The organism is Kribbella sp. NBC_00662, from assembly GCF_041430295.1.
GTDB lineage: Bacteria > Actinomycetota > Actinomycetes > Propionibacteriales > Kribbellaceae > Kribbella.
This window is the reverse complement of the sequence record NZ_CP109029.1, coordinates 5,284,386-5,310,126: the sequence shown is the minus strand read 5'-3', so window position 1 is coordinate 5,310,126 and position 25,741 is coordinate 5,284,386. Positions and strand designations below refer to the sequence as shown.

At 68.9% G+C, this 25,741-nt stretch carries 28 protein-coding genes; 13 read left to right on the top strand and 15 right to left on the bottom strand.

The genetic code is table 11. The annotated features are described in order from the left end of the window. Window positions 1-74: 74 nt before the first annotated feature. The 6 genes from OHA10_RS26545 to OHA10_RS26520 form a co-directional block, all read right to left on the bottom strand. A complete protein-coding gene (locus OHA10_RS26545) occupies window positions 75-491 on the bottom strand; it encodes a DUF3040 domain-containing protein (RefSeq protein ID WP_233714712.1) in 417 nt (138 codons plus the stop codon). 242 nt (window positions 492-733) lie between these two features. Next, on the bottom strand, window positions 734-1,480 hold the full coding sequence (locus OHA10_RS26540) for a methyltransferase domain-containing protein (protein ID WP_371401477.1): 747 nt from the start codon (window positions 1,478-1,480) through the stop codon (window positions 734-736). A 103-nt stretch (window positions 1,481-1,583) separates the two neighbouring features. Further along, window positions 1,584-2,795, bottom strand: coding sequence for a DUF480 domain-containing protein (locus tag OHA10_RS26535; RefSeq protein WP_371401476.1), 1,212 nt, complete (start codon window positions 2,793-2,795; stop codon window positions 1,584-1,586). Window positions 2,796-2,826: 31 nt separating this feature from the next. After that, entirely contained in the window at window positions 2,827-3,075 is a 249-nt protein-coding gene (locus OHA10_RS26530; RefSeq protein ID WP_371401475.1) for a hypothetical protein, read from the bottom strand. Window positions 3,076-3,132: 57 nt separating this feature from the next. Continuing rightward, window positions 3,133-3,606, bottom strand: a complete 474-nt coding sequence (locus OHA10_RS26525; RefSeq protein ID WP_137254521.1) for an SAV_6107 family HEPN domain-containing protein — start codon at window positions 3,604-3,606, stop codon at window positions 3,133-3,135. Next, a complete protein-coding gene (locus tag OHA10_RS26520; RefSeq protein WP_371401474.1) occupies window positions 3,603-4,253 on the bottom strand; it encodes a DUF6504 family protein in 651 nt (216 codons plus the stop codon). Before OHA10_RS26520 ends, OHA10_RS26525 begins: the two co-directional genes overlap by 4 nt. Window positions 4,254-4,503: 250 nt before the next feature. Between OHA10_RS26520 and OHA10_RS26515 the strand changes: the two genes are divergently transcribed. Continuing rightward, on the top strand, window positions 4,504-5,076 hold the full coding sequence (locus OHA10_RS26515; RefSeq protein WP_371401473.1) for a DM13 domain-containing protein: 573 nt from the start codon (window positions 4,504-4,506) through the stop codon (window positions 5,074-5,076). A gap of 22 nt (window positions 5,077-5,098) precedes the next feature. Continuing rightward, complete coding sequence (locus OHA10_RS26510) at window positions 5,099-5,569, top strand: YbaK/EbsC family protein (RefSeq protein WP_371401472.1); 471 nt, start codon at window positions 5,099-5,101, stop codon at window positions 5,567-5,569. On the opposite strand, the gene OHA10_RS26505 is transcribed toward OHA10_RS26510, so the two are convergent. Next, window positions 5,556-6,299, bottom strand: coding sequence for a nucleotidyltransferase domain-containing protein (locus OHA10_RS26505; RefSeq protein WP_371401471.1), 744 nt, complete (start codon window positions 6,297-6,299; stop codon window positions 5,556-5,558). The two genes, OHA10_RS26510 and OHA10_RS26505, sit on opposite strands and share 14 nt — an antisense overlap. A 10-nt stretch (window positions 6,300-6,309) precedes the next feature. Further along, window positions 6,310-8,241 (bottom strand): N-acetylmuramoyl-L-alanine amidase, encoded by a 1,932-nt coding sequence (locus tag OHA10_RS26500; RefSeq protein WP_371401470.1) that lies wholly within the window; start codon window positions 8,239-8,241, stop codon window positions 6,310-6,312. A 173-nt stretch (window positions 8,242-8,414) separates the two neighbouring features. Between OHA10_RS26500 and OHA10_RS26495 the strand changes: the two genes are divergently transcribed. From OHA10_RS26495 to OHA10_RS26485, 3 genes are all read left to right on the top strand, one after another. Next, the gene (locus OHA10_RS26495; RefSeq protein WP_371401469.1) at window positions 8,415-9,026 is read left to right on the top strand and encodes a DUF4126 domain-containing protein; all 612 of its coding nucleotides are present in this window, start codon (window positions 8,415-8,417) and stop codon (window positions 9,024-9,026) included. Next, on the top strand, window positions 9,026-10,333 hold the full coding sequence (locus OHA10_RS26490) for a phytoene desaturase family protein (protein WP_371401468.1): 1,308 nt from the start codon (window positions 9,026-9,028) through the stop codon (window positions 10,331-10,333). Before OHA10_RS26495 ends, OHA10_RS26490 begins: the two co-directional genes overlap by 1 nt. A 136-nt stretch (window positions 10,334-10,469) precedes the next feature. Then, window positions 10,470-12,647: a UvrD-helicase domain-containing protein gene (locus OHA10_RS26485; protein ID WP_371401467.1), complete on the top strand. Its 2,178-nt coding sequence runs from the start codon at window positions 10,470-10,472 to the stop codon at window positions 12,645-12,647. On the opposite strand, the gene OHA10_RS26480 is transcribed toward OHA10_RS26485, so the two are convergent. Beyond that, window positions 12,644-13,183 (bottom strand): histidine phosphatase family protein, encoded by a 540-nt coding sequence (locus OHA10_RS26480; protein ID WP_371401466.1) that lies wholly within the window; start codon window positions 13,181-13,183, stop codon window positions 12,644-12,646. The two genes, OHA10_RS26485 and OHA10_RS26480, sit on opposite strands and share 4 nt — an antisense overlap. A gap of 4 nt (window positions 13,184-13,187) precedes the next feature. Continuing rightward, window positions 13,188-14,105, bottom strand: coding sequence for a methylenetetrahydrofolate reductase [NAD(P)H] (metF, locus tag OHA10_RS26475; RefSeq protein ID WP_371401465.1), 918 nt, complete (start codon window positions 14,103-14,105; stop codon window positions 13,188-13,190). Window positions 14,106-14,163: 58 nt separating this feature from the next. Between metF and OHA10_RS26470 the strand changes: the two genes are divergently transcribed. Next, window positions 14,164-15,234, top strand: coding sequence for a polyprenyl synthetase family protein (locus OHA10_RS26470; RefSeq protein WP_371401464.1), 1,071 nt, complete (start codon window positions 14,164-14,166; stop codon window positions 15,232-15,234). 4 nt (window positions 15,235-15,238) lie between these two features. Here OHA10_RS26470 and OHA10_RS26465 read toward each other — a convergent pair whose 3' ends face one another. Beyond that, window positions 15,239-15,658, bottom strand: a complete 420-nt coding sequence (locus OHA10_RS26465; protein WP_371401463.1) for a helix-turn-helix domain-containing protein — start codon at window positions 15,656-15,658, stop codon at window positions 15,239-15,241. A gap of 76 nt (window positions 15,659-15,734) precedes the next feature. Between OHA10_RS26465 and OHA10_RS26460 the strand changes: the two genes are divergently transcribed. Next, the gene (locus tag OHA10_RS26460; protein WP_371401462.1) at window positions 15,735-16,088 is read left to right on the top strand and encodes a DUF4180 domain-containing protein; all 354 of its coding nucleotides are present in this window, start codon (window positions 15,735-15,737) and stop codon (window positions 16,086-16,088) included. Here the strand turns inward: OHA10_RS26460 and OHA10_RS26455 are convergent. The 3 genes from OHA10_RS26455 to thiE are packed head-to-tail and all read right to left on the bottom strand — an operon-like array spanning window position 16,071 to window position 17,562. Next, window positions 16,071-16,505 (bottom strand): barstar family protein, encoded by a 435-nt coding sequence (locus OHA10_RS26455; protein WP_371401461.1) that lies wholly within the window; start codon window positions 16,503-16,505, stop codon window positions 16,071-16,073. The two genes, OHA10_RS26460 and OHA10_RS26455, sit on opposite strands and share 18 nt — an antisense overlap. Then, window positions 16,502-16,927 (bottom strand): ribonuclease domain-containing protein, encoded by a 426-nt coding sequence (locus OHA10_RS26450; protein WP_371401460.1) that lies wholly within the window; start codon window positions 16,925-16,927, stop codon window positions 16,502-16,504. Before OHA10_RS26450 ends, OHA10_RS26455 begins: the two co-directional genes overlap by 4 nt. Continuing rightward, a complete protein-coding gene (gene thiE / locus OHA10_RS26445; protein ID WP_371401459.1) occupies window positions 16,924-17,562 on the bottom strand; it encodes a thiamine phosphate synthase in 639 nt (212 codons plus the stop codon). The genes OHA10_RS26450 and thiE overlap by 4 nt, the downstream gene beginning before the upstream one ends. Before the next feature lie 43 nt (window positions 17,563-17,605). On the opposite strand from thiE, the gene thiO reads away from it, so the two are divergent. The 5 genes from thiO (at window position 17,606) to OHA10_RS26420 (ending at window position 24,040) form a co-directional block, all read left to right on the top strand. Further along, window positions 17,606-18,733 (top strand): glycine oxidase ThiO, encoded by a 1,128-nt coding sequence (gene thiO, locus OHA10_RS26440; RefSeq protein WP_371401458.1) that lies wholly within the window; start codon window positions 17,606-17,608, stop codon window positions 18,731-18,733. Between the two features lie 168 nt (window positions 18,734-18,901). Next, window positions 18,902-19,861 carry a LysM peptidoglycan-binding domain-containing protein gene (locus OHA10_RS26435; RefSeq protein ID WP_371401457.1) on the top strand — a complete coding sequence of 320 codons (960 nt, stop codon included), beginning with the start codon at window positions 18,902-18,904 and terminating at the stop codon, window positions 19,859-19,861. Between the two features lie 72 nt (window positions 19,862-19,933). After that, window positions 19,934-21,901, top strand: coding sequence for a Stk1 family PASTA domain-containing Ser/Thr kinase (pknB, locus tag OHA10_RS26430; RefSeq protein ID WP_371401456.1), 1,968 nt, complete (start codon window positions 19,934-19,936; stop codon window positions 21,899-21,901). 45 nt (window positions 21,902-21,946) lie between these two features. Continuing rightward, entirely contained in the window at window positions 21,947-22,828 is an 882-nt protein-coding gene (locus OHA10_RS26425; protein ID WP_371401455.1) for a DMT family transporter, read from the top strand. 9 nt (window positions 22,829-22,837) lie between these two features. After that, the gene (locus OHA10_RS26420; RefSeq protein WP_371401454.1) at window positions 22,838-24,040 is read left to right on the top strand and encodes a glucoamylase; all 1,203 of its coding nucleotides are present in this window, start codon (window positions 22,838-22,840) and stop codon (window positions 24,038-24,040) included. Here OHA10_RS26420 and OHA10_RS26415 read toward each other — a convergent pair. Beyond that, window positions 24,037-25,107 carry a glycoside hydrolase family 172 protein gene (locus OHA10_RS26415; RefSeq protein WP_371401453.1) on the bottom strand — a complete coding sequence of 357 codons (1,071 nt, stop codon included), beginning with the start codon at window positions 25,105-25,107 and terminating at the stop codon, window positions 24,037-24,039. The two genes, OHA10_RS26420 and OHA10_RS26415, sit on opposite strands and share 4 nt — an antisense overlap. Window positions 25,108-25,245: 138 nt before the next feature. Between OHA10_RS26415 and OHA10_RS26410 the strand changes: the two genes are divergently transcribed. Beyond that, window positions 25,246-25,734, top strand: a complete 489-nt coding sequence (locus OHA10_RS26410; protein ID WP_371401452.1) for an SRPBCC domain-containing protein — start codon at window positions 25,246-25,248, stop codon at window positions 25,732-25,734. The last annotated feature ends 7 nt before the right edge of the window (window positions 25,735-25,741 follow it).

Here is a 25,741-nt window from a genome sequence, read left to right as displayed (position 1 = left end):
GCGTGCGGGCTCAGGGATACAAAAACCACCACACCCGTGCCGCGGGGGCACGGGTGTGGTGGGAAAGAATTGGGTTAGAGGTCCTCGTCGCGGCGGCGGCGCCAGCGGTCTTCCATGCGTTCCATGAAGCTGCCGGAGGAGTCGTGCTTGGTCCGGTGGCGTTTGGTCGGCGGCGGCGGTGGGATGTCGTCGGACTCCCCCGCGTTGCTGATCCGCTTCATGCTCAGCGCCGCGATGTACAGGCACGCGACCATCATCACGAAGCCGATGACTCCGATGATGGTGTTGGGGATGATCGCACCGGTCATCAGCACCGCGATGCCCAGCACAAATCCAACGCCGGCAAGCACTGCCCGCCGCTTGTAGTACAAGCGCACATTGGTTCCCCGCATGGCGGAAACGAACTTCGGGTCTTCCGCAGCGAGGGCGCGTTCGAGCTGCTCGAACTGGCGCTGCTCTTCTTCCGAGAGGGGCACCGTCGATCCCTCCATGATGAGCGCGATCTCGATAGGCCGCCTTCAGTCTAGGCCGCGCGTGGCTGACACGAAACCCTGACCGGCTGTCCAGCGCGTCACGGTCCGGCAACTGCCCAGGCAGAACAGGTCCCAAACCCATGTATTCCGGCGTGTCGCTCACAGCCGGTTCACAGCGATCACCGCCTGACCGTGCCTCAGGTAGCCCGATCGTCACCCTCCGTCGCATTCCGCGCGGGCAGGAACGGCCGCGAAACAGCTCAGCGCGTCGCGAGAATGTGCAGCTGCGTCGCCAGCGCACGGAACGCCGGGTGCTGGCTGGCGGCCCGCTCGAGCTCGGCCAGCGAGTCCGCGGCGCCCGGCTCGGAGTCGACGAACGCGGCCGGCACCAGGTCGGCGAACGTTCGTACCCCGTGCACCGTGTGCACCATGAACCCGGCATCGGCCAACTGCGCCGTGATCCCGGCCTCGTCGAACCGCCGCGGCATCGGATCGGTCGCACCCCAGCGCCCGTCCGGGTCTTGCAGCGCGATCCGCGCCTCCGCCAGATGACCGGCGAGCGCCCGAGCCAGTACGACGGCGTTGCGCTGGGCAACAAGCAGACTCAGTACGCCGCCCTCCCGCAGTACCGACGCCATCGCCTGCAGCGCCTGCACCGGGTCGTCTACGACCTCGAGGACGCCGTGGCACAGTACGGCGTCCGCGCTCGACTCCCCCGCCAATCCGGGGAGCTCCGCGGCGTCACCCTGCACTCCACGGACCAGCTTGCTGACGCCTTCGTCGCTGGCCCGTCGCTCCAGCGATGCCAGCGCATCCGGACTCGGATCGACGACCGTGACGCGATGCCCTTCGACCGCCAGCGGAACCGCGAACCCGCCGGTGCCGCCGCCGAGGTCGACGATGTCCAGCCCGCCGGCCGGATCGGTCCGGCTGCGGCCTGCCAACGCAACGCGCAACACCTCGCCCACCAACGCCGTACGCACGCTCCGCCGTCGCCGATCCACCATCAACCCTCCAGCCAGTCCCCCATCAGCCCCCATCAGCGCTGCCGCGCCACACCCTACTTCCACCCCGACCTGCAGGCCCGTGCCCGGGTCACGCACCGAGCGTTCAGGACGGTCGGCGCGCAACGACGTACAGCCGGCGGGTGGTTTCGTCGCGGGCGGCGATCGGCCCCCGCAGGTACCACTCGACGTCGGTGAGACCGGCAGTCTCGACGACGTTGACGACCTGGTTCGGGTCGTAGAGGACGTAGTCCAGGTTGACCTCGTGGCCGAGGAACTCCTCGACATGACGAACCTCGGCGCCGGCATGCAAGGCGATGACCAGCCAACCGCCCGGATCGAGCGGACGAGTCAGCGCCGCGATCGCGTCCGGCAGTTCCGACGCGGCCAGGTGGATCAGCGAGTACCAGGCGAGGACGGCGGCCCAACCTGAGCTGGTCGGCGGACGACCCAGCCGGCGGAGGTCGCCGACCTCGAAGGTCTGGTCCGGGAAGCGCCGCTGCGCCTCGGCGACCATCTCCGGCGAGAGGTCGACGCCGGTGGCATCCGCTCCCTGCTCGGCCAGGTACGCCGTGATGTGACCAGGCCCCGAGCCGACCTCGACCACCGGGCGACCGTTGACGTGGGCAACGACCCGGTCGAGCAGCCACCGCTCGAACGGCAACCCGTCGAGCTCATCCAGCAGCTCATCCGCGTACGCCGTCGCCACCGCGTCGTACGACGAGCGCACCCGGTCGTCACGCGCCTCGGTGCCGTCGGCGATGACCGCGTCGCGGTCGACGGACTCGACAGCGGCAACCACTTCCTCTTCGGGCACCGGGCCGAGGAGATGGATCCACCGACGGTCGTGCTGACCCGCGCGGCGCTCCAGCTCGCGCACGAGCGGCTCAGGACGTGCGGCCATCCGCCGCAGGCACGCCTCGACGTCGGTCCGATCGTCGAACTTGTGCAGCCGCTCGGTCCGCGTCCGCAGCTCGCCAGGCGCCTGCGCGCCGCGCAGGAGCAACACCGTGATCAGCGCACGCTCATCCGGCTCGAGCCCGAGCTTCTCGTCGAGGATCTGGTGATACTTCAGCGTCCGACGGCCGGTGTCGACCCAGACGATCCGCAGCAGCTCGCGGTCTCGCAGCGACCGCGCGACCCGCTCCACGGTCCCCTGGTCGTAGTCGACAACCGGATCCCGGTTGCTGGTCTGATTGCAGGCGGTCCGCAGCGCGTTGGCGGTGAGCGGGTACGACGCCGGCACCGTCGCCTGCTTCTCCAGCAAGCTCCCCAGCACCCGCTGATCCTCGGCATCCAGAACAGGAAGGTCACTCACGTGGCTGACCTTAGTTCCCTCCTGGTGCCAGTCAGCCAGGCTGGTAGGTCTCCGGAAGCGTCAGCGGCTCGAACGCGGTGCCGTTGCAGGCCGGGCAGAGCGCGTCGGCCTGGAGGCCGGATCCGGCGCACTGGGTGCACAAGCCGTCATGCCAGGTCTCATCGGTCAAGGAGTGGTGGGGTCGCGGGTAGTGGGTGTCAGGCAGGTAGCACTCGGCGCCGGTGTGGGCGTGCACACGACCGCACAGGTCCTTGCCCAGGCCTCTCGGCTGTTCGTTCACGGTCGGGATCTCCTCAGTGGCTCTTCAGGCCTCTTCAGGGCATCAGCGTCAGGTCGATCAGCTGGCTTGCATCCAGGGTTGGGTCAGGACGGACTGCGGGTCGGTGGTGGCGGTGAGCACCGGCGTCGTGGACAGTCGCAGGCTGGCCTCCACCTGGCCGTAGAAGGTGTCGACCGCGCGAACCAGGTCATCGGCCTCGCGGGTCGTGACGGCGCGCTCCAGACCAGCCTCGGCGGCCGCACGCTGGGCGGCGCCGGCGGCGAAGAACGTCGCCCACTCGCCGAACTCCGGCGCGACCTCGGCCAGCAGCACCCAGGCGTTGCGCTGCACCCGGCGGCGGCTGCCCGAACGGACCGGACGGGCGCGAACGGCGAGCACCGCGGCCGCGACCCGGAGCGCGGCCACATGGGCGCTCGAGTAGCGAATCAGGTGGTCGGTTGTCTCCGTGGCCTCGGCCAGCGCGGCGCGGGCACGGGACAGCTCTCGGCTGGCCGCACCGGCAGCTGCCGGCGATACCGGTGAAACAGTCATCGGTCGGTCACCCTCTCCAGTTGCCAACGACCCGACACCGGGTCGTGGGCGAGATCGAACAACTCACGTCGGCCATGCCGGCCGCAGCCCGCTTCAACCCGGAACACCGTGCGCTCCGGTCCCCAATCCGCATCCAGCACCCCGACTGCCGCCGCCACGCCGGCCGGGGTCCTGGAGTGGACGGCGGTGGTCGACGCCGGGTGGATCCGGGTCGGACCGGTGCTGCGCGCCGCCGAGCAGGCCTCGGCGACCATGGCAGCGTCGATCCGGGCCGGCAACACGTCGGACGGCAGCTCGCGTCCGGGCCGGGGATCGTCGGACGCGGCGGCGTCATAGGTCGCGCCGGAGCGGGTAGCGCGCGGGTCGTGGATGGAGCCTGGGCCGATGATGCCGCGCTCCCACCAAACGGCGGTCTCGGTCCACTGGGACCTGAGCGCGGTGACCCGCCACAGACGCCCACGCCAGAGGAACTGGTCCGGGGTCTCGATGCCGTCCGCGAACACCGAGTGCACCTCGACAGCGTCGTCGATCTCCCACATGGTCCATTGCCTCCTTGGTACGTCCACTTCCTGGTCGAACAACCGCTCCTCATCGACGGCCGGGGCCGAGGCCCGGCGGGTGAGCCCGGGGTGGGGGTCGAGGTCCACCCCGGTGCCCGGCCCGCCGGGACCACCGGATTCCGATGCGGCCGCAACTCCGCACCGGAGCCGTCCAGCTGTCCGGCTCACCCCTGTCCGGCCTCCCGACGAAACCGGACCCGAGGTAATCGAACATCTGTTCGAACACTGGAAGCGTATCGTCGCCCGCCGACAATCGTCAACGGCCCGTAATTCCGGCGCGCCGCCACGCGACGCCTCCGGACGCCAGACTGGAGAGGTCACGACGGAAGGGCGAACGATGCGGAGACGGGCAGCAGGAATCACCGCGGCAGTCGCCGCGGTCACAGTCGTCGCAGCAGTCGCGCTGCCGCTCTTCCAGCCGTGGCGGCTGCTCACCGACAGGGTCGTCGACGAGGCGCTGCCCGGCACTGCTCCGATCTCCACGACTTCATCGTCGACGACGCCACCGACAGTTTCTGCGCACCCGGCAAAACCGACGCCGGTTGTCAAGCCCCGGCCGAAGGTTCTTCTGATCGGGAAGCTGATCAGTCACGAACACCGGACGTCGGGCACGGTCGCCGTCCTCGCCCTTCCCGACGGCGGTCGGGTGCTGCGGATCGAGAATCTCGACACCTCGGACGGGCCGGACCTCAAGGTGTGGCTGAGCGACGCCGAGGTGAACCCGGGGCGCGACGGATGGCACGTGTTCGACGACGGCGCGTATCGCAGTCTGGGCAGCCTGAAGGGCAACCGCGGCAACCAGAACTACCCGATCCCGGCCGACGTCCGGCTGGACGCCTTCCGCAGCGTCGCGATCTGGTGCGACCGGTTCAACGTCTCGTTCGGTGCGGCCGGGCTGAAATCGGCGTGACACGGCGCATAAGCTCACGAGGGTGAGCAGTCATCCCAATGTGCAGAAGGTTGCCGACGCACTCGCGGCGGCAGGTGCTACCGGCGAGATCGTGATCCTGGACGAGGCGGTGCCGACCGCGGCGGCCGCGGCGGCCGAGCTCGGCTGCGAGGTCGGCGCGATCGCGAACAGCCTGATCTTCAACGGCGACGGTGTGCCGGTTCTCATCCTCACCTCGGGCGCGCACCGCGTGGACACCGCGAAGGTCGCCGCCGAGCTCGGCATCGCCAAGCTGAAGCGGGCCACGCCGGAGTTCGTGAAGGAGCACACCGGTCAGTCGATCGGCGGCGTCGCCCCGGTCGGCCACCCTGGCCCGGTCCGCACCTACGTCGACACTGCGCTCGAGCAGTACGACGTGATCTGGGCCGCGGCCGGCATTCCCCACTCGGTCTTCCCGACCACGTACGCCGAGCTGCTGAAGCTGACCGACGGCACGCCGATCACCGTGAACTGAGCGGCGAACCGAGTACGGCGGGAATCGCCGTACTCACGAATCGCCGCGTGAGCCCGGCGCGCGTGTGCCGCCACCACGGCCCGGTCCGGAACTCCGGCCCGTACCGTCGCCGCCGGATGTCCTCGACGACGTCCGCGGGAGCCCCCAGATAGGGCAGTACGTCGAACGCCGCGCGCTTGGTGATCAGGTCGCCGGTCGCCAGCGTGACGTGGGCGCGGGCGATCGTGAGCAGGCTGAGGTCGACCCAGATGTCGGCGTACCAGTTGGTCCGTTTGCGGGTGGCCGGCAGCCAGAAGTCGTTGAGGTCGCGACGGATGAACGCGAACAGCTCCTCGTCACTCACAACCGGCAAGAGCTCCGCCGGCGTCGGCCCGAACAGCGTGCGGTTGCCGATGGCAAGCTCCCGCCGGGTCACCGGAGTCACCGGCCGGTCGAAGTACCGCCGGTGCGCGAACGTCGGATGCCGCACCGAGAGGTCGGCCAGCTCGGTCATGTACGAGCAGTGCAGCTTCGCGGCGAGCGGGAAGTCGCGGATCAGCTGCCGGTGTACGTCGGCAACAGCGGGCGGAGGCGGCGACGAGGTCACGACGATCACGTCGAGGTCGCTGCGACCCAACTGGTAGTCCCCCAGTGCCAGTGAGCCGTGCAGCCAGATCGCCTCGACAGCGGCGACTTTGCAGACAGAGCTGACGAAGCCGTCCAGCACAGGCTGGACGGCTTCGTCGATCACGTGCTCCAGGTTAGACGGCCGGGCGGACGTCTACGTCGGCAGCCCGGACGTAGGCCATCCGGTGGCCGAACCAGATCTGGTAGTACCTGTCCTTGCCGAGGACCTGGACGTGGTCGGTCGGCGGCTGGCCGTCGAACGTGACGGCGCGGTAGTAGTCGGTCTCGATGTTCAGGTCGCCGACCGGGTACGACTGACCCGCGCCGATCGAGTACTGCAGCGGCGTCACCGTCTGGTACGGGATCCCGGTCGGGTACGCCGACTGCTCCGGGTATGCACGCCCGTACACCGGCACCGACGTCTTACCGGCCTTCGGCTTCACGACCAGACCGGGCTTGGCGAAGGCGTCCGGTGCGTTGGCCGGGCTCTTGAACCAGCCCAGCGCACCGAGGTACCAGACCGCGACCCAGTCACCCTGACGCTGCGCCACGACGTACTGCGAACCCGCTGCGGCCCGGGAGCCCATGTCCGACACGTCAGTGGTGCCGTCGATCCCGTTCGGGTGCAGGCCGATGTCCTTGACCAGCGGGGCGTTGTCGTCCGGCGACTGGCGCAGGTAGACGAAGTTGGTGCCCTGCGGCGTGCACGTGGTGTTCGGCGCGTCGCAGTTGGAGACCACCTGCACGTTGTTCGCGAAGCCGGGCTTGATCGTCACGATCGAACCGGCGCGGACCGGGAAGACCTTGTGCCCGTAGATCGGCGCACCGAGCAGGTCGAAGTAGTGCTCCCAGTCCCAGTACGGTCCCGGGTCCCAGTGCATGCCGGCCACCGTCGACGGCACCGTGCCCGGCACCTGGTCGTGGCCGATGATGTGCGCGCGGTCCAGCGGGATGTTGTTCTTCGCGGCCAGGTACTTCACCAGCTTGGCCGAGTTGCGGTAGAGCGACTCGGTGAACCACGTGGCGCCCTGCGGTGCGAAGCCCTCGTGCTCGATGCCGATGCTGTGCATGTTCACGTACCAGTTGCCGGCGTGCCAGGCGACGTCCTTGGCCTTCACGTGCTGCCAGGTGTGTCCGTCGGACGACCGCATCGTGTAGTTCCAGCTCACGTACGTCGGGTCCTGCACCAGGTTCAGCACGCCCTGCCAGGTGCCCTCGGTGTCGTGGATGACGATGTAGTCGATCTTGCCGGTCTTCGGCCGGTTGGCGAGGTCGTGGTTGCCGTAGTCGCCGGCAGTGCCGAACTCCGAGTACGGCGCCGGCAGCCACTCACAGCCGAGCGTCGGCGGGCACTCCACGTCCGACTTCGACGGCTGTACCCCGGCCGGCAGCGACAGCTTGCCGACCTGCGCCGTGTCCGGCTTCACCGCGACGGCCGGCATCACGATCTGCTGGCCGGTGTTCGTCGTACGCGCGGCGCCCTTGGCCATGATCGAGTAGACGTCGTCGGCGAAGCCGGCCGCGCCGACCTTGTCGCCGGCCTCGGCGTACGACGCCACCGCGCCGTACCACTCGGCCGGTGAGGTGGTCGCGCCGACCGGCAGGCCGAGCGACTTCTGGTACGACGCCAGCACCGCGGCGCCACCGTTGATGTTCGCGGTGACGTCGGTGCGCAGCGAGGACGCGTCCAGCCCGGTCAGCTCGGACGCTTTCTTCAGCGTCTGCAGCGACTCGGCCGTCGCGACCTTCTGCTTGCCGGACAGGTCGGCCACCTCCGACGCGCCCAGCGAGGTGAGGTGCATCGGGCCGTAGCCACCTGAGGTGCTCGGCGCGCCGGCGTGGTCGTCCCAGCGCGACTCGGCGTACGAGACGGCCAGCAGGACCGACTCCGGAACGCCGTACTTCGCGGCGGCCGCGCTGTACGCCGTGGCGGCGACAAGTGACGGCGCGGGCCTGGCGGACGGTTGTGACGCCTCGGCGGGTGGACCTCCCAACGACACGCCGACCAGGGCGGCCGGCAGCGCTACCGCAGCGAGTGCGGCAAGAATCTTCGGACGACGCAGCATGATGTTCTCCTGAACCCCTCGGGCGGGTGCCGGTCACAGAGACTGGCAGCCTAGTCACTGTGAGTCGAGGCGACGCGGATGTCAACGGTTAACCAAAACTCACGTCCGAGGGTTCGATACTGACGAAAACGTGCGTCGTGCAGGACGGCCACTGAGGGTTACGGAGCAGGACATTGGAAGCGCTGCCGCTGGCGGTCACGACTGGCTGGGCCAGTGGCGTGAATGCCTATGTCTGCGCGCTGATTCTCGGTCTGCTGGGCCGCTTCGCCGGCGCCGACGACGTACCGCACGCCCTGACCACGACCCCGGTGCTGATCGCAGCGGGTGTTCTGTTCGCGTTCGAGTTCGTCGCCGACAAGATCCCGTACGTCGACTCCGCGTGGGACGCGATCTCGACGGTGATCCGGCCGACGATCGGCGCGATCCTGGCCGCGATGCTGTCGGGTCAGGCGAGCACACTGCACCAGGCGATCATCGCGACGACAGGTGGTCTGGTCGCGCTGCTCTCGCACACGGTGAAGGCCAGTCTGCGGCTGGCGATCAACACCTCCCCCGAGCCGGTCACCAACATCGCCGCGTCCTCCGGTGAGGACGTCGTCGTCGCCGGTGTGGTGTCACTGGCCGCGTTCCATCCGGAGGCCGCGCTGATCATCGCCGGTGTCCTGCTGGTCCTCGGACTGATCGGCGTGTACTTCGCGTTCCGGTTCATCCGGCGCGGATATCGCAGGTTCAGAGCATGGCGTGAGAGACGAAGTACCCCTGCAACTGGGAGCAGTGCTGTCTGATGGCCAATGTGATTGTCGTCGGGGCCGGGTTGGCCGGTCTCGCCAGTGCGGTGCGGCTGGCCAAGCTCGGCCACCAGGTCACCATCTGCGAACAGAACGAGCATCTCGGCGGAGTGCTCGGCCGAGTGGAAGCAGACGGCTTCAGCTGGGACGCCGGAGCAGCCAGTACGACGCTGCCGGCCGCGCTGCGCGATCTGTTCCGCAAGAGCGGCCGTCCGATCGAGAGTCTGGTCCAGCTGGAGCCGGTGACCGAGCCACGCCGCCACATGTTCACTGACGGCTCTGTGCTCGACCTGCCGATCAGCGACCGCGGCCTACAGGAGGAGGCCTGGACCGACCTCGCAGGTGCGGCCGTGGCCGAGCAGTGGACCGCACTGGTCGACTCGTACGGCGACACGTGGCAGATCCTCCGCAAGACCTCACTCGAGCCACCGCTCGAGGACAAGCTGCCCATCAAGACGATCCGCGCCCTCAAGCCCTGGCAGTCGCTCGAGAAGGTCGCACAGCGCGAACTGAGCGACGAACGGGCTCGCGCTGTACTGCGGCACTTCGCGGCCCAAGGCGGTTCGGACGCCATCCTCACACCGGGATACGTCGGCGTGTGGTCGTACCTGGAACGCACCTTCGGCCGTTGGACGATCGCGGGCGGCTTCGGCGCACTGGCTGATGCCCTGGTGCAGCGTGCGAGCGAGCGGAAGGTCACCGTCCACACCAGCGCCGAGGTGGTCGCCGTGACGACGAACGGCGGCGCAGTGACCGGCGTACGACTCACTGACGGCACTGAGCTTCCGGCGGAGGTCGTGGTGAGCGACATCGACCCACGGGTGCTCTACGAGAGCTTCGTGACCGATTCAGCGGCGAAGAAGGTCCGCAAGCGGATCCTCGCGACCCACCAGGCCCAGGCGGCGTACGTCGTCCACCTCGGCCTGAAGGACCCGGTGCCGGAGCTGCCGTTCGAGACCGTGCTGCACGGCACGCCGACCGTCGTCGTCCGCACGGGCGGTACGGCGCCGGCCGGTCACCAGGCGTGGTCCGTGCTGGTCCACGGCTACCCCACCGACGACGTACTCGATCTGCTGGTCGCGCGCGGGCTGCCGATCCGGGACAACGTGGTCTCGCGGCAGACGTCACCGTCCTGGTGGGCCGGAGTGGCCTGGGAGGGCTACCGGACCGCCCGCCGTCGCGCCTCGAACGTGTCCCCGGTGAGGGGCCTGTACTGCGTCGGCGCGGGCGCGCATCCCGGCTCCGGCGTGCCTGCCACCACCCTGGGCGCGGCGATTGTGGCCGACGCCATCGGGAAGGCCTGAGGCCGCGGTGGGGTTGGACAAGGGAACAAACTAAGATTGGTTGTTCCTGTGTTCTGAGTCGGGGTGGTGCCCGGCGGTAGAGAGGACCTCGGTGGATCAAACCCCCACATCGGCCGATCACGACAACTTTGACAGCGTGGAGCGGGCGGAGCTGGCGGCTGAGCAACAACACATCGACCGGGTGTACGGCCGGGTCGAGGAGGCCGCGCGGTCCGCGTCCCGGATCGCGGTCGAGGGCCACGAGCGTGGCCAGGCGCAGAACGTCGGCCGGGTCCGCGACGAGGAGCAGACCGGTCTGTACGAGCGCGACGTGCTCGTGTTCGCCGCTGCCCGCCGGATCGCCGAGCTGGACGCCGAGCACGAAGGCCTGGTCTTCGGCCGGCTCGACTCCGACCACGGGGACGACGAGCCGGCCGCCGCGACCGCGGCCGACCTCGACAAGCTGTACGTCGGCCGGATCGGTGTCCGCGACGCGGAGTACGAGCCGCTGGTGATCGACTGGCGTGCGCCGGCGGCCGAGCCGTTCTACCGGGCCACCGCGACGGACCGCCAGAAGGTCGTGCGGCGTCGCGTACTGCGGAACAAGGGTCCGCGGATCGTCGGGCTCGAGGACGACCTGCTGGCGCCGGAGCGCGCGCCCGAGGACCTGCCGGTGATGGGTGAGGGCGCGCTGATGGCGTCGCTGTCCCGGGCGCGTGGTCACACGATGCGCGACATCGTCGCCACCATCCAGGCCGAGCAGGACGAGGCGATCCGGGCGCCTGCGCGCGGCGTCACCGTCATCGGTGGTGGACCGGGCACCGGCAAGACCGTGGTCGCTCTGCACCGGGCGGCGTACCTGCTCTACAGCGACCGCAGGCGCTTCGAGCGCGGCGGCGTACTGGTTGTCGGCCCGTCCGCGGCGTTCATGGCGTACATCGAGCGCGTGCTGCCGAGCCTTGGTGAGAACACCGTCTCGCTGCGGGCTGTCGGTGAGCTGGTCGACGGCGTGAAGGCCACTGCGGTCGACGAGGCCGACGTGGCCGCGATCAAGGGTTCGCTGCGGATGCGCGCCGTGCTGGCGCGGGCGGCCCGTGATCGGGTGCCGAACGCACCGACCAACCTGCGCGTGTTCCTCGGCGGCGCCACAGTTGAGCTGGACGCCAACCAGCTCGACAACGTACGCCGGAACGCGCTGCGCCGGACTGCCCGCAACAAGGCGGCCAGCGAGGCACGGAAGGGCCTGATCGCCGCGCTCTGGCAGCGGTTCCCGGACGACCTGCGCACTGGGCCGCTCGGCGACCGTGAGGCGTTCGGCGACCGTGTGGCGGACACTCCGGCGTTCCGGACGTTCTTCAGCCAGTGGTGGCCGGTGGTGACGCCGGAGGTCGTACTGCGCTGGCTGGGTGACCCACGCCGACTCCAGCGCTGGGCCCGGAACGACATGACACCTGCAGAGATCGACGCGCTCGCCAGAGGGATCCGGACGACGGATGAGTTCACGATCGCCGACGTGGCGTTGCTGGACGAGCTGAGCACGTTTCTGGGCCGGCCGCCGGTGCAGGAGAACACCGACGAGGAGTTCGACTGGCTGGAAGGGCTCAGCGACGGCGTCAACGAGGTGCTGACCAGTTCCGAGCGCCGGGCCCGCGCCGCTGCAGCCCGGGAGGCGGAGGAGCCGGAGGAGTACGCGCACGTGTTGGTGGACGAGGCTCAGGACCTCTCCCCCATGCAGTGGCGGATGGTCACCCGGCGCGGACCGCAGGCCAGCTGGACGATCGTCGGCGACCCGGCGCAGAGCTCCTGGCCTGACCCGGACGAGGCGCGCGCCGCGATGGATTCGATGCTGTCGCACCTGCAGCGGCACTCGTTCCGGCTGTCCACCAACTACCGGAACTCGGCCGAGATCTACTCGTTCGCCGGTGAGGTGATCAGGCAGTCCATCCCGGACGCGGACCTGCCCAACGCGGTCCGCAGCACCGGTGTCGAGCCGGAGCACCGGGTCTTCGACGACGGCAAGGTCTCGGAGGCGGCGGGCGACGCGGCCGCCGAGCTGCTGCAGCTGGTCGAGGGCACAGTCGGCGTCATCGTGCCGCCGAAGCTGCGCCCTGCCGTCGACCAGGTGCTCGCCGAGCTGGGCGATCCACGGGTCGTCGCGCTCAGCCCACTGGAGTCGAAGGGCCTCGAGTACGACGCGGTCGTGGTCGTGGAGCCGGACCGCATCGTCAGCGACACGCTTGGCGGCGTGCGAGCGCTGTACGTCGTACTGACGCGAGCCACTCAGCGGTTGATCACCGTCAACAGCACCACGAACTGGCTACCTCAGAACAACTAGCCCCGAGGTACGACGTACTGCACGAGGTCGGCCTCGTTCGCCGCGAGGTCCGACCAACGGCAGGTCAGGTGCAGGATCGTGAGGCCTGACGTCGGGTATTTCTGGGTGAGCTCGACCCGCTCCGGGCTGGTGCCGTCCAGCGCCAGCTCGTCGGCCAGCCACGGGATGCCCGGTGCGTGTCCGACGACGATCACGGTGCGGGCCTCGGTCGGGGTCTCGTGGATGACGTCGAGGAGCCCGTCGACGTCGGCGCTGTAGATCCGCTTGTCGTACCAGACGTCCGCAGCGGTGACGCCGGCCTCGGCGACGTACTTCCAGGTCTCCCGGGTGCGCTTCGACGGCGAGCACAGGACCAGGTCCGCTTCGATGCCCTGGGCAACAAGATGGCGGCCGGCCGCACCGGCGTCGGCGCGCCCGCGCTCGGCGAGCGGCCGGTCGAGATCGGGCAGATCCGGCCTGGACTCGGGCGGCACCGCCTTCGCGTGCCGGAGCAGGACGAGAGTGCGGTCGATCAACAGGTCCGACGGGTCAGCCATTGCGTCAGGATACGACGGTGGAACTGAGGTTGCGGAAGACCTGTCGGGTTGCTGTCGACCTGTTCAGCGTAATGAAGTGGATGCCGGGCGCTCCGCCGGCCAGCAGGCGCTCACAGAGCTCGGTCGCGATCTCGATCCCGACCTCGCGGACCGCCGTCGGCTCGTCCTCGACCGCGAGCAGGCGCGAGGTGACCGCCTCGGGCAGCGCCATCCCGGTGAGCTCGGCCATCCGCTGGATCTGCTTGATGTTGGTGACCGGCATGATGCCCGGCAGCACCGGCATGTCGCAGCCGAGCGCGGCGGAGCGGTCGACCAGCCGGAAGTAGTCGTCGGCGCCGAAGAACATCTGGGTGATGGCGTAGTCGGCGCCGGCCTGGGCCTTGGCCGCTAGCACCTGGGCGTCCGCCTCGAGCGACGTCGCTTCCGGGTGCTTGTCCGGGAACGCCGCGACGCCGACGCTGAAGTCGCCGAGCGAACGGATCAGCTCGACCAGCTCGACCGCGTGGTTGAGACCCTCGGGGTGCGCGACCCACGGCTGGTTCGGCCCGCCGGGCGGGTCGCCGCGCAGCGCGAGCATGTTCCGGACGCCGGCTCCGGCGTACGCGCCGATCACCGAGCGCAGCTCGTCCCGCGAGTGCGACACGCAGGTCAGGTGACCGAGCGGGGTCAGCGACGTGTCCTGGGCGACCCGCTCGGTGACGCGGATCGTGCCGTCGCGGGTGGTCCCGCCGGCGCCGTACGTGATCGAGACGAAGGTCGGGTGCAGCTGCTCGATCTCACGGATCGACCGCCACAGCACCTCCTCGGCCTCAGGCGTCTTCGGTGGGAAGAACTCGAACGAGAAGGACCGGCCTCCGGACGCAAGCAGTTCACGGATCGTCGGCGCCCCGCCGGGACGCGTCGAAGGAAGACCGTTCGCCATGTCGCACAGGTTACCCGCGGTGCTCGCCGCTGTCTGCCCAACGACTACGCTCCGAGATGTGTATGGCGATGTGGACATTCCGGGCGGGATCCAGCAGGCGCTGAGCGTGTTCCTGGATCGGCAGGAGGAGCGGCTCGCGGCGCTCGGGCCGGAGCTGACCGAGCAGGTGCAGGCAGCGCGGGACGCGACGAGCGGCGGCAAGCGGCTGCGTCCGGCCTTCTGTTACTGGGGTTTCCGGGCCGCGGGCGGTGATCCGGCGCAGCCGATCCTGACCGCAGCGGCGAGCCTGGAGATGCTGCACGTCAGTGCGCTCGTCCACGACGACGTGATGGATTCCTCCGACGTACGACGGGGTGCGCCGGCTGCTCATCGCCGGTTCGAGGCGCTGCAGCGGGAGCGGGCCGAGAAGAGCGGCCATGGCGGCGATCCGGTCGGGTTCGGGATCGGGGCGGCGATCCTGCTCGGGGATCTGTGCCTGATCTGGGCCGACGAGCTGCTGCACACGTCCGGGTTCGATGCGGCGGCGCTGGCCCGCGCGGAGAGGTACTTCGACGCCGTACGGGTCGAGGTGACGGCCGGGCAGTACCTCGACCTGCTCGCGCAGGCGAGCGGCGAATCGGACATGGACCTGGCGCTGCGAGTACTGCGGTACAAGTCGGCGACGTACACGATCGAGCGGCCGCTGCACGTGGGTGCCGCGCTGGCCGGGGCCGACTCGCGGTTGATCTCCTCGTTGTCGGGCTACGGGCTGCCGTTGGGTGAGGCGTTCCAGTTGCGGGACGATCTGCTCGGGGTGTTCGGCGACCCGGCGGTGACCGGGAAGCCGGCCGGGGACGATCTGCGCGAGGGCAAGCGGACGGTCCTGATCGCCTACGCGATCGACCACGCGTCGGAGGTCCAGCTGTCGGAGTTCGACCGGCTGTTCGGTCGCCCGGACCTCGACGACGACGAGATCCAGTTGCTGCGCGAGATCCTCCAGGACTCCCGCGCCGTACAGGCTTGCGAAGACCTGATCACGAACCGCACCGAGGATGCGCTCGACGCTCTGGACGAGGCGCCGCTTGCCGACGACGCGAGCCGGAAAGCCCTGACGGACCTGGCGATCGCGGCGACCTCGCGCGAGGTGTAACCGCCTACTGCTCGGCCATCAGGTTGATCAGCCGCAGCAGATCGGCGGTGGCCGGAAGGTTGCCGAGGACGATGACCTTGAGGACGGCCCGGTCCTCGTCGTAGATCGTCTCGGCCTTCAGATTGACCGCCTCGGGCTGGTTCAGCGCGCCGAGGATGTGCGTGGTGATGCGGTCCGCGGTGGCGCGGTCGACGGCATCGATGTGGACGATGCTGGACGCCTCGACGTGCCGGGCGGACCGGTCGACGTCGACGACGGCGGTGGGCGCGCCGGTGAACTCCTCGAGGTCCTCGCGGGTGATCCGGTACTGCTTGCCGATCCGCACCGCCTTGAGCCGGCCGTCACGGACGTAGTTCCGGATCGTGCGGACGTGCAGCCCCAGCCGATTCGCGACCTGCTCGACCGAGTACAGCTCCTGCGCCATCTCACTAGACTATGGCAAGTTCCTTAGAATTCCCTATAAATGGCTGCAGAGGGATAGATAGGGTAATTTTGAGTACATGGTTGATCTTGCCGGTGTGAACGTGTTCGTCAGCGACACGGCCGTCGCCACCGACAGCGACGCCGTGCAGCTCATCGTCGACGCCTACTACGCCCACCAGGCCGAGTGGATCGCGTTCACGCCGGAGCAGCTCGGTGACGAGTTCTTCGAACTGCGGACCGGGCGGGCCGGCGCGATCACGCAGAAGTTCGTGTCGTACCGGATGGGGCTTGCCGTCGTCGGCGACATCTCGGCGCGGATCGCAGCCAGCAAGCCGCTGGCCGACTGGGTCCGGGAGAGCAACCGCGGCCGCAATCTGCTGTTCGCCGACGATCTCGACGAGCTGGCCGAGCGGCTAAAGGACCGGCAGTGACGCCAACAGGTCCGGCGCTTCGGCGCCGGCCTTCTCGTGGATGAGGATCCGGAGCTGACCGGAGTTCGTGGTGTCCTCTTCGAAGATCTGCAGGGCTACGTCGACCGTGTCATGGTCGTGCTCGAGCAGGTGCCGCAGACCGATCCACAGCACGACCTCGGGCTCCCCTGTCGACCGGTCGCTGAGCGAGTCGGCCAGCGCGTCCCAGTTCCGGCCGAACCAGCGTGGCAGGTCGAAGGCAGTCGCACACAGGTCCAGGAACCCTGCCTTGTCGTGGATCTCGCTCGTGTCGAGCAGGACGAATCCGAACCCGGCGGCGGCAGCATCACGGCGTACCTGGTCGGTGGTCGCGGTCGATGGCCAGCGATAGACGCCTGGACGGAGCCCGGCCGTCAGCAGCGCGCGCAGGTCGGTCATGAGGTTCCCCCGTCTTCCGCGATGCGGCGGAAGGACTTGTAGTGGTCGTCCGTGTAGTAACGCTCGTGAGCGTTACCGGTCACGATCCGGCGGGCCCCACGGTCCTTCTCACCCGGCGTCTTCACGGTGTACTCGTGGTAGTAGCCGCGGTCGTGCTTCGGCAGGATCTTCTCCAGATTGCCGAACACCACGCCGTCGCGGCTGTACGGGTACGGTCCGCCCTGGTCGATCAGCTTCAGCGTGTCCTGCGCCTCCTTCGGCAGGTCGGCCACCGCGACGATCTTCAGACCGCTGTCCGGGTCGACCTCGCTGGACGCCTTCGCGTCCGCCGCGCACCCGAACAGCGACGCCGCCAGGGTGATCACCAGCATGGCGATCACCACGACCGCGACGATCCGCGCGGCCTTCGGGTTGTTGATCACCGCAGCCTCCGACTGAACTCGGCGGCCGCCTCTCCTGGGTCGTCTGCATCGGTGATCGCGCGTACGACGACCACTCGCGTCGCACCGGCTTCCATTACCTCGTCCAGCCGCCCCAGATCGATCCCGCCGATCGCGAACCACGGCTTCGACTGACGGCGGCCCGCGGCGTACGACACCAGCTCCAGACCGGCGGCCTGCCGCCCCGGCTTGGTCGGCGTCTCCCACGTCGGCCCGACGCAGAAGTAGTCCGAGCCCTGCTCGGCCACCGCGGCGTTCACCTGGCTGAACGTGTGCGTCGACCGCCCGACGATCGGCCCCGGTCCCGTGATCGCCCGAGCGGCATGCACCGGCAGGTCACGCTGTCCCAGGTGCAGTACGTCGGCTCCCGCCGCGAATGCGATGTCCGCGCGGTCGTTGACCGCCAGCAGCTTGCCGTGTCGCTTGCAGGCGTCGGCGAACACCTCCAGCGCGGCCAGCTCGTCGGCAGCCTCCATCTCTTTCTGCCGGAGCTGCACGATGTCCACACCACCACCCAGTGCGGCGTCCAGGAACTGCTCGAGGTCACCCTGCTTCTCGCGGGCATCCGTACACAGGTAGAGGCGGGCGTCGTCGAGCCGTTCGGTGTGGTCGGTCACACCCCAAAGCCTGCCATGTCTGCGCAGCCGTAGGCTCTGTGGCATGCCTGACGTGGTGGTGATCGGCGGCGGACTGATCGGTCTGGCGACCGCATGGCGACTGGCGGCCGACGGTGTCGAGGTGGTCGTCTGCGACCCGACGCCGGGCGCCCAGACCTCCAACGTCGCCGCCGGCATGCTCGCACCGGTGACCGAGGTGGAGTACGGCGAGGACGACCTGCTCGCCCTCAATCTGGCGTCCGTGAACGCCTGGCCCGCCTTCGCCGACGAACTGGAACAGCTCACCGGACAACCCGCCGGCCTGCATCGGACCGGCACGCTGTCGGTCGCGTACGACGTCGACGACGCAGCAGCGCTCCGCAGACTCGCTGACTACCAGCGGCGGCTCGGACTCGAGGTAGAGGAGGTGACCGGTCGCGACGCCCGCCGGCGCGAGCCACTACTCGCTACCGGCGTCTCCGGTGGCGTCTGGGTTCCCGGTGACCACTCCGTCGACAACAGGCAAGCAGTCGCTACCCTCCTGCGCGCCGTCGATCTCTCCGGCGTCCAACTCATCCGACAGCGCGTGTCTCGCGTCACCACGTCCGGCACGACGGCTACCGGCGTACTGCTCGAGAACGGCGACACCCTCCACGCAGATCATGTGATTGCTGCGACCGGACCGTGGTCGTCACAGCTGGACGGCGTACCCGAAGAGCTGCGTCCGCCGGTGCGACCGGTGAAGGGTGAGGTACTCCGGCTGCGCGTACCTGAGGCGTATCGTCCTGCGCTGCAGCACACCGTACGAGCGACCGCGCGCGGCTTCTCCGTCTACCTCGTGCCGCGCCCGGGTGGCGAACTGGTCGTTGGTGCCACCACCACCGAGCTGGGCTACGACACCCGCGTGCTGGCGGGCGGCGTGTTCGCACTGCTGCGCGACGCGCGGACCGTTCTGCCGGTGATCGACGAGCTCGAACTCGTGGAGGCGATCGCCGGGCTCCGGCCGGCGACTCCCGACAACGCGCCGATCCTCGGCCCGTCGGGGCTGGATCGGTTGCTCTGGGCAACCGGCCACTACCGGAACGGCGTCCTGCTGACGCCGGTCACCGCGCAGGTGCTGGCCGAGACCGTTCGCACCGGAACGCTGCCGGATCTCGCGAAACCCTTCCTCGCCGGCCGGTTCGGGCACTGATTCACCGTTGCCCGAAGCAACCGGAATGCTTGTGAACGACAACAATGTAGTTCAGCCTTGAATTGTAAACATTGCATTACAGGCGTAACACGTACCCCATGGCCCCCTGTTGTCACATCTGTACCAGCGCTTACGGTCAACAGGACGTCACACGGGGAGATGGTTGCCATGCACAAGGTCCTACGGGTGCTGAGCGGGCTCGCCGTACCAGTCCTGACCGCTGCCGTGATCACCGCCGGCTCACCCGGCTTCGGCGCGTACAAGGTCAAGCAGGGTGACACCCTCAGTCACATCGCCGACCGGTACGGGACGTCGGTCAAGACTCTGGTCGCGCTGAACCAGTTGCCGGGTAACGGGAACGCGATCTACGCCGGCGAGGTCCTGAAGGTCCCTTCCAAAGGCTCGACCACGCGGACAGCTCAGCCGGCCAGGCGCTCCCAGCTCGGCCGGGTGACGTACGTCGTGAAGCGCGGCGACACCGTCTCGAAGATCGCGAAGCGGTTCAAGTGCTCCCAGGCCAACCTGCTCGCCGCGAACGGCCTGCACTCCGGCGACCGCATCTATGCCGGCAAGCCGCTGCAGGTCCCGGTGAAGCTGCACCCGAAGAAGGCGAAGACGAAGGCGCGGACCGACAACACCTTCGCCGGCCGCACGTACGCCGACCACATCGTCGCGCAGGCCAACCGCAACCGGGCGATCCTGAAGAAGCGCAAGCTGCCGACCCGGTCCCAGATGCGATCACTGATCGTGACGACCTCGAAGCGGTACGGCGTCGACCCACAGCTCGCACTCGCGGTCAGCTGGCAGGAGTCCGGCTGGAAGCAGCGGGTGGTCTCCCCCGCCAACGCCGTCGGCGCGATGCAGGTCATCCCCTCGACCGGCAAGTTCGCCTCGAGCATCGTCGGCCGCAAGCTCGACCTGCTCGAGCCGCGGGACAACGTCACCGCCGGGGTCGTCCTGCTGAGCCGCCTGACCGGGGCGGCCCGCCTCGACCTCGCGGTCGCCGGCTACTACCAAGGCCTGGGCGGCGTGAAGAAGAACGGTGTGTATCCGGACACCAAGCTGTACGTCCAGAATGTGCTCCGGATCAAGGCTCAGCTCGAGCGCGGGTGGGACCCTCTGCGGTGAGCCTGGCCCGGTGACGCTGCGGCGTTATCTACACTCTCTGAGCAGAACGTTTGGAGAGGCGGCTCACCGCAAGTGACGGACGACGTGGACACGCAGGTCAGCGACCGCCTCGTCGGGCGAGTGCTCGACGGCCGGTACCGCGTGGACGCGCGTGTCGCGAAAGGCGGCATGGCCACCGTCTACCGGGCCCTCGACACGCGGCTGGACCGGACCGTCGCGCTGAAGGTGATGCACGACGGGCTCGGTGACGACGCCCAGTTCGCCCGCCGGTTCGTGGCCGAGGCCCGGGCCGCTGCCCGCCTCTCGAACCCGAACGTGGTCGCCGTCTTCGACCAGGGCGACGACAACGGCACGCTGTTCCTGGCGATGGAGTACGTCCCGGGCCGCACGCTGCGTGACGTCATCCGCGAGCAGGCGCCGCTGTCCCCCGCCCGCGCGCTCGACCTGCTCACGCCGGTCCTGTCCGCGCTGTCGGCCGCACACGACGCCGGCATCGTGCACCGCGACATCAAGCCCGAGAACGTGCTGATCTCCGACAAGGGCGCAGTGAAGGTCGCCGACTTCGGTCTGGCCCGTGCGGTCAGCGCGAGCGGCAACACCGCCACGCAGGGCCTCCTGATGGGCACAGTGTCGTACCTGGCACCCGAGCTGGTCACCGACGGCAGTGCGGACGCCCGCTCCGACGTGTACTCCGCCGGCATCCTCCTGTACGAGTTGCTCACTGGCAACAAGCCCCACTCCGGCGACACCCCGATCCAGGTCGCGTACGCGCACGTCCACGCCGATGTACCAGCACCGTCACTCGAGGTGCCCACCATCCCGCCGTACGTCGATGCCCTCGTGCAGCGTGCGACCGCCCGCGACCGGGACCTGCGGCCGACCGATGCGCGGGTGTTCAGCCGGCAGGTGCACAGGGTGCGCAGCGCGCTCGAGGAAGGGCTGCCGGACGACCCGGAGCTGACCGGCGATCTCACTGTGCCGATCCACCAGATCCGGCAGGACAGCGGGTACGACGACGGGTACACACGCGGAGAGGTGCCGCTGGAGGTCGAGCCGCTCCGCCACGACACCATCGTCGTACCGGTGGATCGTGGTCGACCGACCGGCGCTCCGGCCAAGCCACCCACCGCGCCACCACATCACCAGCAACAGCAGCGCAGGAGCCGCGGCCCGATCGCGCTGATCGTGATCCTGGCCGCAGCGATCGCCATCGGCACAGCGGCCTGGTACTACGGCATCCACCGCTACACAACCACGCCGAACCTGGTCGCCATGCAGCCCGCGGACGCACAGGCCAAGGCGGAGCAGTCGGGCCTGCGGATCAGCCTGGACAACCAGGACTACTCCGAGGACGTGCCCAGGGGCGAGGTCATGCGGACCGATCCGGCCGCCGGCGACCGGATCCGGAAGAACGGTGATATCGGTCTCACCGTCTCGAAGGGGCCGGAGCGCTATCGGGTGCCGCAGCTCGTCGGACTGCAACTGGACGCCGCCCAGCAGGCGCTGTCGCCGATCAAGCTGATCACCGGGCAGATCAACGAGCAGTACAGCGAGACCGTCCCGCAGGGCCGGGTGATGGCGATCAGCCCGCGGTTCAACACGGTCGTGAAGCCGGGTACCGCGATCAACTTCGCGGTCAGCAAGGGCAAACGGCCGATCACCGTGCCCGACTGGACCGGCAAGTCCTATCGCGACGCGAGCAAGGCCCTGCGCAAACTCGGCTTCACCGTCGGCCGCACCACGCAGTACGACGAGAAGGTCGCCGAGGGCAACGTGATCAGCCAGACCCCGAACAGCGGCACGTTGTTCGCCAAGGACAAGGTCGCAATGGTGGTCTCGCTCGGGCCGCCGCTGGTCGACGTACCGGACGTGAAGCGGAAGAGCACCGCGGACGCGCAGAAGATCCTCACCGACGCGGGCTTCAAGGTGACGGTACAGAAGGCGCCGTTCAATCTCGGCCTGAACATCGTCGCCGCGCAGAACCCCGGGGCCGGCAAGAAGGCGCAGCCGGGCAGCACGATCACCATCACCGTGCTCTGACGCGCGTTTTGCCTTCTACTGAAGGCGTCTGATGTGATGTGCGGCGTGAACCACCCGCGGATCGCCGTACTCGCCCTGCTCGCGGTCGCGGCGGCGTGGGGGTCGACGTTCTTCCTGACCAAGGACCTGCTCACCAGGATGGACGTCGCCGACTACCTGGCGTTGCGATTCCTGATCGCCTCGGTCGCGCTGGTGCTGATCCATCCGCCGGCGATCTCGAAGCTGAGCCGCCTCGACCGCGGGCGGGCCGTTGCCCTCGGCATCACCTACGGCATCGCCCAGCTGGTGCAGACGGAGGGTCTCCGGCACACGTCGGCGAGCGTCTCCGGTTTCGTCACCGGCATGTACGTCGTCTTCACCCCGCTGCTCGGCGCGGTCATCCTGCGGCACAAGATCGGTCGCTGGGCGTGGTTCGCCGTGATCCTCGCCACGGTCGGCCTCGGCGTACTGTCGCTGCGCGGGCTCACCCTCGGCACCGGCGAGCTGCTGACACTGGCCTCTGCGGGGCTCTACGCGCTGCACATCATCGGACTGGGGGCGTGGTCGACGCCGCAGAACGCGTTCGGGCTGTCGACGCTGCAGATGGTCGTCATCACGTGTGTCTGCGCGATCGGAGCGCTGCCGGGCGGGTTCTCGGTGCCGAGCAGCGGTCGCGACTGGGTCAGTGTGATCTACATGGCTCTGGTGGCCGGAGCGCTCGCGCTGATCGTGCAGACCTGGGCGCAGGCGCACCTGACTCCCACACGGGCCGCGATTGCGATGACAATGGAGCCAGTGTTCGCCTCGACGTTCGCAGTACTGTTCGGCTCCGACAGCCTCACGTGGCGGATGCTGGTGGGCGGAGCGCTGGTGGTCTCGGCGATGTATCTGGTCGAGCTGGCGCCGCGGCGTAAGTTCGAGGCGGAAGTGCAGCACCTGGCTCAGTAGGAGGGGATCATGCGAGAGGGCGGCCGGCACCGGTGGTTCCCGTACGTCGTCATCGCCGTCCTGCTCGCGATCCTGGCCGCCGGGACGACCAGCAACCTGATCCGCAACCCGCAGCCCCGCCTCGTCGCCGACGGCATCCCCGGCCGGGCGGCGACGCACGCCGACTCCGCGCTGGGCAGCGGGAAGTACGACGACCTGGTCCGGCACGCATTGGCCGATCTCGACGGGCTCACCCTCCCGAACGGCGCGCTGCTGGCCGGCTGGGACGGCCCGTGGCGGTACGTGTGGCCGCGGGACGCGTCGTTCGTCGCCGTCGCCCGGTGCGCGATCGGGCAGTACGACGAGGCGCTCGACGTACTGTCGTTCCTGGATCGAGTCCGGCCGTCGACTGGACGGTGGGAAGCGCGGTACACCGAGATCGGTGGCCGGGTCGACGACGGTCGTGCGCCGCAGCTGGACAGCTCGGGGTGGGTGCTGTGGGCGACCTGGTTCTGCCGGGCGGGCGACAAGTACTGGGAGATGGTCCGGGAGTCTGCCGACCAGATCGTTGGTGAGCTGGGTCCGGACGGACTGCCCGCGCCGTCGTCGGACTACTGGGAGCGCTCCGAGAAGAAGGTGACGCTCGGTACGGTCGCACCGCTGCTGACCGGGCTGCGTTCAGCTGTCCGAATTGCTGCCGAGCAAGGGCATCCGGCCGAGGCCGCGCGCTGGCGGTCGGCGGCGGACAAGTTGTCGGCGGCAACCGATCGGGCCTTCGGGCCGGACTATCCCCGCACCCCGGCGGCCGCGACCAGCTTCGTCGAGCCGGATGTCGAACCGATCGGTATCGGCGGTGGCGCGGATGCGATCGTGACCGTGCTCGGGCCGCCGTTCGCCCCGGCCCGGGAGGTCGTGTCGACCGCGATCGACCACGCGCACGCCGTACTCACACAGCCGAATGGTGGTGTGACGCCGGGCGAGTCCTGGCGTGCGGATGGAGTGTCATGGACTCCTCAGACGGCGTTGTTCGCGTTGAGCGCTGCCGCTCGAGGGGATCGCTCAACTGCTGAGGACCTGTTGAGGTGGCTGGATCGGCATCGGACCAGCAGCGGCGCGTTGCCGGAGAAGGTGAACCGGGATCTGGAGCCGGCCGGCGAGGCACCGCTCGCGTGGACCGCTGCGCTGGTGGTGCTCGCCGGCACGGCTCTGCAGAACCCGTTGCCGACGCCCTAGCAGATCTCCATCACGTCATGCGTCGGCGCGTCCGGTCGCGTCGTACTCGTCTTGCCTGAGTAGAAGAACGCGGTCGAGGAGATATCGTCCTGCAGCGGCAGGTAGCGGCCGCCGGAGCGCCAGCCGAGGGCCTGTACGTCGACGCGCAGCTTCTCCTTGAAGCGGATCGGGTCTGGCAGGTGGAAGCGGTACATGCCGAAGCGTTGCTGGCTCTGGTACTGCCCGTCGGGGCGGATCACCTGCGGCATACCGAGGTACGGCGTACTGAACTCGGTGTAGCCGCCCAGGTGGGGTACGTCGAAGTTCCACGCGCCGCCGAAGTAGTCCTCGGTACCCGTGCCGCAGATGGTCGGGAACTCGTCGTCACCGTCCAGGTAGAACTTCACCTCGCCCTCACCCCACCAACCGGTGCTGTTGACGCCCCAGGCCAGGTAGGTGCCGACGTAGTGGCCCGGACCCTCGACACCGTCCAGCAGGGTGTGGACCGTCTTCGACTGGAGCGGATTGCTCCGCCGCCACTGCGCATGGAGGTACGCCGACTTGTCGGGCACTGCGCCGAGCCAGTAGTCCACCTGGAAGTACACGACCACCTTCTCGTCGTGGGTGTTCTCGAGGGTGAATGTGGCGTGCTCCTTGAACGGCATCTCCCAGTAGCAGTTGAAACCGCCGTTCGGGTTCACCGCGACCGGCAGCGAGCTCACCTGTGCGAACTTGCCCCACCCGGAGCAGAAGAAGTCACCGACCGGGGTCTCGATCGCGGGCGCGCTGTCGCCGTCCCAGAAGCCCCGCAGTACCAGCCGGCGCCAGTGGTCGACGTGCGTGGTGAGCCAGATGTGGGTCACGCAGCCGGGGCCGGCGATGTCCGCCAGCGTCGCGGTCTCCCCCGGCCCGATCTCGATCGACGGCGAGACCTTCCAGCCCTGGCCGAGATCCCGGGCTGCGTGCGCACCGGTCCCCTCGGTCCGCCGCCCACCCTGACCGGGCTCGCCGGTCGGGTTCTCCGCACTGATGGAGCGCGACTCGACCTCGGCGAGCGCGCTGATACCGGTGAGATTCCCAAGAGTCATACCCGCGACCCTAGCGGTCGCGGGCGATGTGAGAAATCGATTGCCCGCGAGCCGGACTCAGCAGATCCGGACCTCTGGAGCCGGCTGACCACGACCGCGATTCCTGACGACTATATGCCTGTTGGGTTATATTGAGGTATGGACAGTCGGCGTGGGACGGTGTTCGGGACCGAGGACGGGCGGGTGGCGATCAGGTTCGTGCGGCTGCTGCCGCATCCGCCGGAGAAGGTGTGGCGGGCGATCACGGATCCTGGTCAGCTGTCCGCGTGGTTCCCGGCCGTCGTGGAGTTGGACGTGTCGGCCGGGAGTTCGTTGTTCTTCGGAGTGACCGAGGAGCAGCGTCGCCGGTACGGGATGAGCCAGGGCTCGAGCGGCCGGATGCTGCGGAACGAGCCGCCGACGGTGCTCGAGTACGAGTGGGCTGGTGAGATCCTCACGTGGGAGATCACCGGTACGGCGGAGGGCAGCCGCCTGGTCTTCACGAATGTGCTGTCCGATCCCACCGCCGCCGGTCCGGCCGCGGCCGGCTGGGAAGCCGGTTTGGAGGTTGTCGAGGCTCAGCTCGGCGGTCGGCCGATCACCTGGAACCCTCTGGATCGCGCTGAGGAACTGGCCCGGCGTACCTAACGACAGG